General features: G+C 39.7%; 8 protein-coding genes. 4 read left to right on the forward strand and 4 right to left on the reverse strand.

The window, feature by feature from the left end; all coding sequences use genetic code 11:
• Positions 1-2: 2 nt before the first annotated feature.
• From carB to ACJJVX_RS12580, 3 genes are all read left to right on the forward strand, one after another.
• Positions 3-3221, forward strand: coding sequence for a carbamoyl-phosphate synthase large subunit (carB, locus tag ACJJVX_RS12570; protein WP_054206232.1), 3219 nt, complete (start codon positions 3-5; stop codon positions 3219-3221).
• A gap of 48 nt (positions 3222-3269) precedes the next feature.
• Entirely contained in the window at positions 3270-3746 is a 477-nt protein-coding gene (gene greA / locus ACJJVX_RS12575; protein ID WP_054206233.1) for a transcription elongation factor GreA, read from the forward strand.
• Between the two features lie 140 nt (positions 3747-3886).
• Positions 3887-4933 carry a S66 peptidase family protein gene (locus ACJJVX_RS12580; protein WP_054206234.1) on the forward strand — a complete coding sequence of 349 codons (1047 nt, stop codon included), beginning with the start codon at positions 3887-3889 and terminating at the stop codon, positions 4931-4933.
• Positions 4934-5176: 243 nt separating this feature from the next.
• Here ACJJVX_RS12580 and ACJJVX_RS12585 read toward each other — a convergent pair whose 3' ends face one another.
• The 3 genes from ACJJVX_RS12585 to ACJJVX_RS12595 all read right to left on the reverse strand — a co-directional run bounded on the left by ACJJVX_RS12585 (position 5177) and on the right by ACJJVX_RS12595 (position 8083).
• Entirely contained in the window at positions 5177-6685 is a 1509-nt protein-coding gene (locus tag ACJJVX_RS12585; RefSeq protein WP_054206235.1) for an OmpA family protein, read from the reverse strand.
• Positions 6686-7093: 408 nt separating this feature from the next.
• Positions 7094-7750, reverse strand: coding sequence for a nitroreductase family protein (locus tag ACJJVX_RS12590; protein ID WP_054206236.1), 657 nt, complete (start codon positions 7748-7750; stop codon positions 7094-7096).
• Between the two features lie 42 nt (positions 7751-7792).
• Positions 7793-8083 carry a putative quinol monooxygenase gene (locus tag ACJJVX_RS12595; protein WP_054206237.1) on the reverse strand — a complete coding sequence of 97 codons (291 nt, stop codon included), beginning with the start codon at positions 8081-8083 and terminating at the stop codon, positions 7793-7795.
• A gap of 120 nt (positions 8084-8203) precedes the next feature.
• On the opposite strand from ACJJVX_RS12595, the gene ACJJVX_RS12600 reads away from it, so the two are divergent.
• A complete protein-coding gene (locus tag ACJJVX_RS12600) occupies positions 8204-9142 on the forward strand; it encodes a LysR family transcriptional regulator (protein ID WP_054206238.1) in 939 nt (312 codons plus the stop codon).
• A 66-nt stretch (positions 9143-9208) separates the two neighbouring features.
• Here ACJJVX_RS12600 and ACJJVX_RS12605 read toward each other — a convergent pair whose 3' ends face one another.
• A complete protein-coding gene (locus ACJJVX_RS12605) occupies positions 9209-9421 on the reverse strand; it encodes a hypothetical protein (protein ID WP_405631705.1) in 213 nt (70 codons plus the stop codon).
• Positions 9422-9761: the final 340 nt, after the last annotated feature.

Genomic DNA, 9761 nt, shown 5'->3' on the forward strand with positions numbered 1-9761 from the left:
CAATGCCAAAACGTACCGACATAAAAAGCATTCTTATCCTAGGCGCTGGCCCGATTGTAATCGGCCAAGCCTGTGAATTTGACTACTCTGGTGCTCAAGCGTGTAAAGCACTCAGAGAAGAAGGCTATCGAGTTATTTTAGTTAACTCAAACCCTGCAACAATTATGACTGATCCTGATATGGCTGATGCGACGTACATCGAGCCAATTCACTGGGAAGTTGTAGAAAAAATTATTGAAAAAGAAAAGCCTGATGCAGTACTGCCTACTATGGGTGGCCAAACAGCATTAAACTGTGCACTAGAATTAGACAAGCATGGTGTTTTAGCTAAACACGGTGTTGAGCTAATTGGCGCAACGGCTGATGCAATCGACAAAGCAGAAAACCGCGAACGTTTTGATGTGGCAATGAAAAGCATCGGCTTAGAATGCCCACGTGCTGAAATCGCTCATTCAATGGATGAAGCAAAAGACATCATCAAGCGTATTGGCTTACCGTGTATTATTCGACCTTCTTTCACTATGGGCGGCACCGGCGGCGGTGTAGCGTATAACTTAGAAGAGTTTGAAGAAATTTGTGAGCGCGGTTTAGACCTTTCGCCAACTAACGAATTACTGATTGATGAATCACTCATTGGTTGGAAAGAATACGAAACAGAAGTTGTTCGCGATAAAAACGACAACTGTATTATCGTGTGTACCATTGAAAACTTTGACCCTATGGGCGTGCATACAGGTGACTCGATCACTGTTGCACCAGCACAAACATTAACCGATAAAGAATACCAATTAATGCGTAACGCTTCTATGGCGGTTCTTCGTGAAATTGGTGTTGAAACAGGTGGTTCAAACGTACAGTTTGGTATTAATCCTGAAGATGGCCGTATGGTTATCATCGAGATGAATCCTCGTGTATCACGCTCATCTGCACTAGCGTCAAAAGCAACAGGTTTCCCGATTGCTAAAATCGCGGCTAAGCTTGCGATTGGCTACACGCTTGATGAATTACAAAATGATATTACTGGTGGTAAAACACCTGCGTCATTTGAACCATCGATTGATTACGTCGTAACAAAAATTCCTCGCTTTAACTTTGAAAAATTTGCCGGTGCAAACGATCGTTTAACGACGCAAATGAAATCTGTAGGCGAAGTAATGGCGATTGGTCGTAACCAACAAGAGTCGTTACAAAAAGCATTACGCGGTCTTGAAGTAGGCGCAACGGGTTTTAACCCAATTGTGGCACTTGATGACCCTAAAGCGAAAGAAAAAATCATCCGTGAACTACGTGAACCAGGTGCAGAGCGTATTTGGTACATCGCCGATGCAATGCGTCATGGTATGAGTGTTGAAGATGTTTACGAATTGACTAAAGTCAACCGCTGGTTCTTAGTACAAATTGAAGACATTTTAAAAGACGAAGCAAAAATTAGCGATGTAGGTATGGCTGGTTTAAATGCTGACTTCCTACGTAAGTTAAAGCGTAAAGGTTTTGCTGACCCGCGAATTGCTGAAATTGCCGGTGTATCTGAAGCTGAGATTCGTAAGAAGCGTCATTTATTAAACATCTTGCCAGTATACAAGCGCGTTGATACGTGTGCTGCTGAATTTAGCTCTGATACCGCTTACATGTATTCAACGTACGATGAAGAGTGTGAAGCGAACCCAACTGATCGTGATAAAATCATGGTTATTGGTGGCGGTCCTAACCGTATAGGTCAAGGTATCGAGTTTGATTACTGTTGTGTTCACGCAGCGCTTGCATTACGTGAAGATGGTTTTGAGACTATCATGGTTAACTGTAACCCTGAAACGGTTTCTACCGACTACGATACTTCAGACCGTTTATACTTTGAACCAATTACCCTTGAAGACGTGCTAGAAATCGTACGTGTTGAAAAGCCAGTTGGTGTAATCGTGCAATACGGTGGTCAAACGCCACTTAAACTTGCTCGTGAACTTGAAGCGAACGGTGTGCCAGTAATTGGTACTTCGCCAGATGCGATTGACCGTGCAGAAGACCGAGAGCGTTTCCAACAATTAGTTGAGCGTTTAAACCTTCTTCAGCCTGAAAATGCAACAGTGACTTCAACAGAAGAAGCGATTTTAAAATCAGCTGAAATTGGTTTTCCATTAGTAGTACGTCCTTCGTATGTACTTGGTGGCCGTGCGATGGAAATCGTGTATGACGAGCAAGACTTACGTCGTTATATGACCGAAGCTGTACAAGCATCAAATGAAGCGCCAGTATTGCTTGACCGTTTCTTAGATAATGCGATTGAAGTTGACGTTGACGCAATTTGCGACGGTGAGCAAGTGATTATCGGCGGCATCATGGAACACATTGAGCAGGCCGGTGTTCACTCAGGTGACTCAGCCTGTTCATTACCAGCACATTCGTTATCACAAGAAGTACAAGACGTAATGCGCAAGCAAGTGACTGATATGGCACTTGAGCTTGGTGTAGTTGGCTTGATGAATACACAGTTTGCTGTAAAAGAAGACAAAGTATATTTAATCGAAGTTAACCCACGTGCAGCACGTACAGTACCGTTTGTTTCTAAAGCGACGGGGGTTGCACTTGCTAAAGTAGCGGCGCGTTGTATGGCAGGTCAATCTTTAGCAAGCCAAGGTATTACTAAAGAAGTTATTCCACCTTACTACAGTGTAAAAGAAGTGGTATTACCATTTGCTAAGTTCCAAGGCGTGGATCCAATCCGTGGCCCTGAAATGCGTTCTACTGGTGAAGTGATGGGTGTAGGCGATACGTTCGCTGAAGCTTTTGCAAAAGCGCAATTAGGTGCAAGCAATACTTTACCACGCGGTGGTCGCGCGTTACTATCTGTGCGTAATAGCGATAAACCACGTATTGTAGAGCTAGCTAAAACCATGACAGATCTTGGTTTTGAACTAGATGCAACCGGTGGAACAGCTGCTGCACTTGAAGATGCTGGTATTGCGGTACGCCGTGTAAACAAAGTATTTGAAGGTCGCCCGCATATTCTTGATAGAATCAAAAATGGCGAGTATAGCTATATCGTTAATACTACCGAAGGTCGCCAAGCGATCGAAGATTCGAAGGTGTTACGTCGTGGTGCATTGCAACACAAGACTAACTATACTACGACCTTGAATGCGGCATTTGCTAACTGTACTGCTAACCAAGCAGACGACCGCAGCAAAGTGACGTCAGTTCAAGAACTACACCAGCGATTGAACTAAGGAAATGTGCCAAGGCCTTAATCGGCCTTGGGATTAAGTGAGAAAAGTATGCAAACAATTCCGATGACAGTTCGTGGCGCAGATTTAATGCGCAAAGAACTTAACGAATTAAAAACAGTTACCCGTCCAAAAATTGTTGCTGATATTGCAGTGGCACGTGAACATGGTGACTTAAAAGAAAACGCTGAATATCACGCAGCGCGTGAACAGCAGGGTTTTTGTGAAGGCCGTATTCAAGAGATTGAAGCAAAGCTTTCAAATGTACAAATCATTGATGTAACTAAGTTACCAAATACAGGTAAAGTTATTTTTGGTACGACAGTAACAATCGTTAATGTTGATACTGACGCTGAAGTTAAATACCAAATAGTTGGTGATGATGAAGCGAGTATTAAAGATAACCGTATTTCGGTAAATTCACCGATTGCCCGTGGTTTAATTGGTAAACAAGCTGATGATGCTGTGATCATTAAAACCCCGAAAGGCGACGTGGAATACGAAATCCTTGAGGTTGAGTACGTTTAATTACTTTACTGACTTTCACGTTTTATTAAAAACCGATGCTTAGCAATAAGCATCGGTTTTTTTATGCCTATGCTAACCTCGACATTCATTAATAAACTAGGTACGTTAGAAGTAATTGTTTCTTATACTTTAGGTTTTTTATGGAAAAGGTTATTTTCCCTACAGCATTACAAAGTGGCGATAAAATTGCAATCTGTGCGTTTTCTTCTAGTGTAGAAAGCCCTTTCCATAAACGCCTTGATATTGTATTGAATGGTTTAACACTGCGCGGCTACGAAGTAATAGAAGGGGAGTGTTTAAGGCAAAAAAATTGCTCTGCAAAGCAACGTGCAGATGAGTTAATGACTTTTTTGACTGATGATAGCATTGCCGCAATTATGCCACCTTGGGGTGGTGAGCTTGCTATGGAAATACTTCCACACCTTGATTTTAATGTGATTAAAAAGTCTCGCCCTAAATGGCTGGTTGGGTTCTCTGATATAAGTACACTTGCTTGTGTAATAACAGCGAAATGCGGTTGGGCCACATTGCACTGTACAAATTTAATGCAATTACATCCAGACGAACAAGATACTCATTGCTTACAAGTATTTAAAACGCTTGAGCTTGAAGCGGGCAATGAGTTTACTCAAACCCCTGCGGCCTTTTATCAAGGTGATGCAATTAATTATGCACAATCACCGGATGCGTTATTTTCACTGTCAAAGCCTAGCCAATGGCGTTGTCTCAATGTAAAAGACAACCGTGATGTTGAGCTTTCTGGGCGACTATTTGGTGGCTGTTTGGATACATTAGGTTTATTGCTTACGTCACCTTTTTTATCACTACATGAATTTAAAAAGCAGTTCGCGCCGCATGGTTTGGTCTTGTATCTAGAAAATGCAGAGCTTCAGCCGGCAGCTGTATTAAGGTTTATTATTTCACTTAAGCTAAATGATATATTTGGTCTTATTAATGGCTTAATTATTGGTCGAAGTGCGGTTATAAGTACAAAAGAGCAAGATATTGATTATTACCAAGCGCTGGAACTTGCACTCAGTGATCGTTTATTTCCAGTAATAATAGATGCAGATATTGGTCATGTAGCGCCCAATTTATGTTTAGTTAATGGAGCAAAAGTGAAGATCAGTGCAAGGCTTGAAAACACACTCGTTAAAAACGCTAAAATAATAACGTATTTAGAGTAGTACCTTCTTTTGTGAATATTAGTAAATCATGCGCGGCATAAAGCCCCGCCTACGGCAGGTTTAGATCTTTATGCATGTATCGTAGGAGGGAGTTTACCTCGCGCAGCTCTAAGATTGGTATTAACTGTTTTATGCTTAACCAGTTGCACAAAGAGTGGCTTATTAGGGAAATAAGCCACTTATTCATCTAACTTATGCAGAATGTATTAAACATTAACCATACCGTAGTAGCGCAGAGGTTAATTATTTTGAATCCGACATTTGTTCCACTAACTCAACACGTCGATTAAGTTCGCGGCCTAATTCATTTTTGTTAGTTGCTACAGGGGAATAGGGCCCAACACCTTGTGAAATTAATCTTTTTTCAGCGATACCATAGTTAGTAATTAAAGCGTTAACAACAGCATCAGCCCGACGTTTAGAAAGCTCTAAATTATATTCAGCAGAGCCTTTATCATCTGTGTGACCAACAACATACAAACTCAATGCCTTATTTTTTTCTAAAACTTGCGCAATGACATCCAATGATTGTTTAGATTCAGGCTTTATGCCCGCTTTATCGTAGTCAAATAACACCCCATAGATTGAGGCTTTACCTTTTTGCTTAAGTTGCTCTAACACTTTATCGCTATTTGTCTCTATTAACCCAGTTAATAATGGCTCGCTCTGCATCACTACAAGCTGAATACGAGAATCGCCTTCAAAGTTACCTATAAAAAAAGCTACATAGGTAGTTTGGCCATCAACAGTACTTTTCATAACTTGGTATCGAGGTTGGCGCCAGTAATTATAAGCTTGTTTTACAGCGAGCTTATCACCTAACTTTTGTAAATCCTCATCGATTAACCTATCTCTGGTGTTACCACTGCATGTATTTTTTTGACAAGAGAATACCGTTTCAAACCCTGCTTTAACTAAAGCACTTAGATAATTATGATAAATTTTTAGCGTTGACACCCTGTTTACGATATAAGTAATTTTGGTTAAGTCTCCGGTAACGTCTAGCATTGGGAGTGTGTTTGTTTTTGTATCAACAATACCAACAGGAATGCTGAATTCTTCATAATCAACCTGTTTATAATCTTCAATATAACTACTAGGGTAGCGACTTATTAATGGATGGTCTGCTGAGCCTCCTTTATCTTTACGTGGTGCCTTGGTTATCTGTTTATTATTGTGTTTGGTAAATGCGTCAAAATTGGCAGTGACAAGTCCTGATTCAATGTCTTTTATATCCACTGTGGTTAATAATACTCGCGTCGTATTTTTATACTGACCAACAAATAACGAAATAGCAGCATCGAGGGACTCATCCCCTTTTGTGGCGAAAATATAGTGAGGTTGTTGGAATTGATTACCAGAGTTAAAGTAGCTAGACTTGTCAGCTAATAATTTTCTTTGTACATGTCTATCTCCTGAATAACAATCACTTAAAGAACATGTATAAACCACTTTAAAACCAGCATCACTTAACGCACTTTCATAATTTTTTGTTACCTTTAACGAAGCAACATTTTTTATCGTATAAGAGTAATGTCCGGTATCTCCAATAAATTTTTGATATTCAAATTGTTGAGGTCGTTTTTCTTTAGGCACAAATTTTGTAACAAGGCGAGTTTCTTCGCCTGCTAAAATAACTGAATTCTGCAACTTTGCATTTGGGTAGGGTGAAAGTAGGGGCTTTGCTTGTATGCTAAATGTAAAACTTAGAAAAGTAATACAAAGCACACATATTTTATTTATGTTGTTCATGATAATTCCTTTTAATTGATTAGTATTGAGCCTAACCACTCAGCCTAACCACTCAGCCTAATCGCTGAGTGCCACTTAGCTTGTCTTCCCTTTCATTATTGTTGGGTAATCAAGGTGAAATGTAAAAGCGGTACAAAAATACTACAAATTCAACCATTTTTCAAAGTGACTTGAATTTAAATATCATATTAGGGTTGAATTATCAGCTGGATTTGAGCGTTTTTTTGCGCAATTTGCTGGTGAGGTTGACTTCAAATGTAAGGTAGATAGGGTGGATAACGTATCAATTTTTTAAGGGCTATTTTATCTTAAAACACAAATTAACGGTTATTACGAATAAGATTAAAAATGCACAATTGTTATTTTTGTGCATTTTATTTTGGAATTATAGTGATGTGTATTTATAAGCTATAAAATGCTGATCACGTGCTCTTGGCCCAAACGTGATTTTGGTAATTTAGCATTATAGTCGGTTACCGTTTCATGATAGCCAATAGCAAGTGCAACATCACAAATGTATCCGTCGAGTTCATCTGCAAATATTTGGCTAATAAGATGTGGATCTACGCCTTCCATTGGTGTTGAGTCAATCCCTAAGCGCGCCGCGGTATGCATTGTGTTACCCAGTGCAATATATGTTTGTGCTTTTGTCCATGCTTCGTTATTGCCATTTTCATCGGTGTTAAGGTCAACAAATGCGTAAGCGCCAAATGCTTGTTCACGGTTCTCTGCTGGTGTACGACCATTTTTAATATCCGCATCAATAACTCTGGCGTAATCTTCACGGCTGTATTTAGGGTTGTGGGCAAATAAAATAATATGCGAGGCTGTTTTAACATGCGGCTGATTAAACTGAAATTTGTTTTCAAAAGTGTCATGCATACGTTGTTTAGCATGATCTGATTCAATCACAATAAATTTCCACGGCTGCGAATTGATAGATGAAGGTGATAGGCGCATTGCTTCATATAATACGGCTAAATCGTCAGCAGCAACACGTTTGGTTGCATCGTATTTTTTTGTTGTGTAACGAGTATTTAAGTCATTAATAATTGGGTGTGTCATATTTTTTCCTGTAGCGAATAGTTTAAATTAGCTAAACCTTGATTACTTAATAATCGTCATTTCATTAAGTGTAAATGACTCAATTGCACCATCAACAGCTTCAACATAGTCTTGAAGGTGTTGGTTGTTCATATGTGCTTGCCATAATTGGCGGGTTTGCCAGTTTTCATAAAACATAAAATGAGCGGGGTTATCATTATTTTGATGTAAGTCGTAATTGATACAGCCTTGCTCAGCGCGTGTTGTTTCAATAAGCTTTATTAATTGCACTTTTACTAAATCAATGTGTTCAGGTTTGGCAATAATATTTGCCACAATGGTCAGTTGTGCCACTTTAACTCCTACGAATGAATGTATCTAAGCTAGGTTTATTCTATACATGCATAGTAATCCTTGCTTTGCTTTAGATAAACACCATAATGATTGAATCATTATCAAATAAAAATAGATAATATGCAGATTGAAGATTTAAAACTGATTTTGAAAGTAGCGGAGTTTAGAAGTATTACGCGCGCCGCAGCAAAACTAGATATGCGTACAGCCACTGCCAGTGCAGCAATTAAACGAGTAGAATCAGCATTAGGCTGTGAATTATTTGTACGTACTACACGTCACCTAAGGCTTTCAAGTGCAGGCGAGCGGTACATTGTGCAGTGTGAGCAAGCGCTGACAATACTTGAGCAGGCAAAGCAAAACATTAAAGGTGAACACGATGAAATTGAAGGCGAGCTGAGGGTTGCATTGTCATCTGATCTTGGTCGAAATTTAGTGATCCCTTGGATAGATGAAATAATGGACAACTACCCTAAAGTGAGTTTACGTACTCACATAAGTGACAGTAACATAGATTTTTATCGTGATTCAGTTGATATAGCGCTTCGCTATGGCTCGCCTAATGATGCTAACGTGTATGGATTTAAAATTTGTACGGTGCCGCGTTTATTGTGTGCAACCAAAGAGTATCTTGCTGAGCACACTAACCCCATACATCCCGATGATCTTGAACAGCATCAAGGACTGTTTTATCAGCTACAAGACATTATCAATAATGTTTGGGAATTTACCGATGGCGAAAATAAATACAAAGTAAAAATGCAGGGAAGGCGAGCTTCAAACGATGGTGATTTAGTTAGGCGTTGGTGTGTTGGCGGTAAAGGACTTGCTGTAAAATCGGCGCTGGATATTGCAGATGACCTGCTTAATGACAGGGTCGTTACAGTTATGCCTGATTATCAACATACCTGCGGCGAGCTGTGGCTAATTTGCCCAAGTCGGCAATCAATTACGCCCGCAGTGCGGTTGTTGCGTGATGTATGCAGACAAAAAGCACACGAAACACTAAAACAGCTTGTTGAGAAGGGGATACTTGACACCAGTGTATTGGTAAACTAAAGCAACAAGTACACCCTAATTACGTGATCTTTGGATAATAAATTTATCGGCAGTTTCTTTTTTCGTTTATTTTAATAGCAGTTGTTTGATGGCTTTTTTTGCACTTTCACTCTCAGGGTTCAATGCAAGTGCAGTTTGATAGCTCCTTAATGCGAGTGTTGGCTTATTTGCAGTTAAATAAGCTTCTCCTAAACTGTCATGCGTGTTCGCAGAGTCAGGGTATTGCGCTGCATTGAGTTCAAAGATTGCAATGGCGGCATCAAGTTTTTTCATTGTCATTAATTCATAACCAAAGTAGTTGATGGTTCTTTCTCGAAGCGGGTTATTTTGCTCTTTTAGCTCACTATACTTACTTTTCAGTCCTGCAACTCCCCCAGCTAGTAAAGCATTATATAGATAATTGGACTCCCTCACCCTTAACGAGTGAGGTAATATAAAAGTTACCACACAAATATATTAAAAGAGTCCTGTTATGTATCGTACTAGAGTTGGCGTTGATTTAGCAAAAAAAGTTATTCAAATTTGTATTCACAGAAACAAAAAGGTGCAATCAAACAGTGAACTGACACCGGAAGCATTTCTTTCTTGGCTTTTTAACAACAAACCAGCAACGATAATA

The sequence above is a fragment of the Pseudoalteromonas sp. Ld20 genome, from assembly GCF_045064175.1.
Classification (GTDB): domain Bacteria; phylum Pseudomonadota; class Gammaproteobacteria; order Enterobacterales; family Alteromonadaceae; genus Pseudoalteromonas; species Pseudoalteromonas neustonica.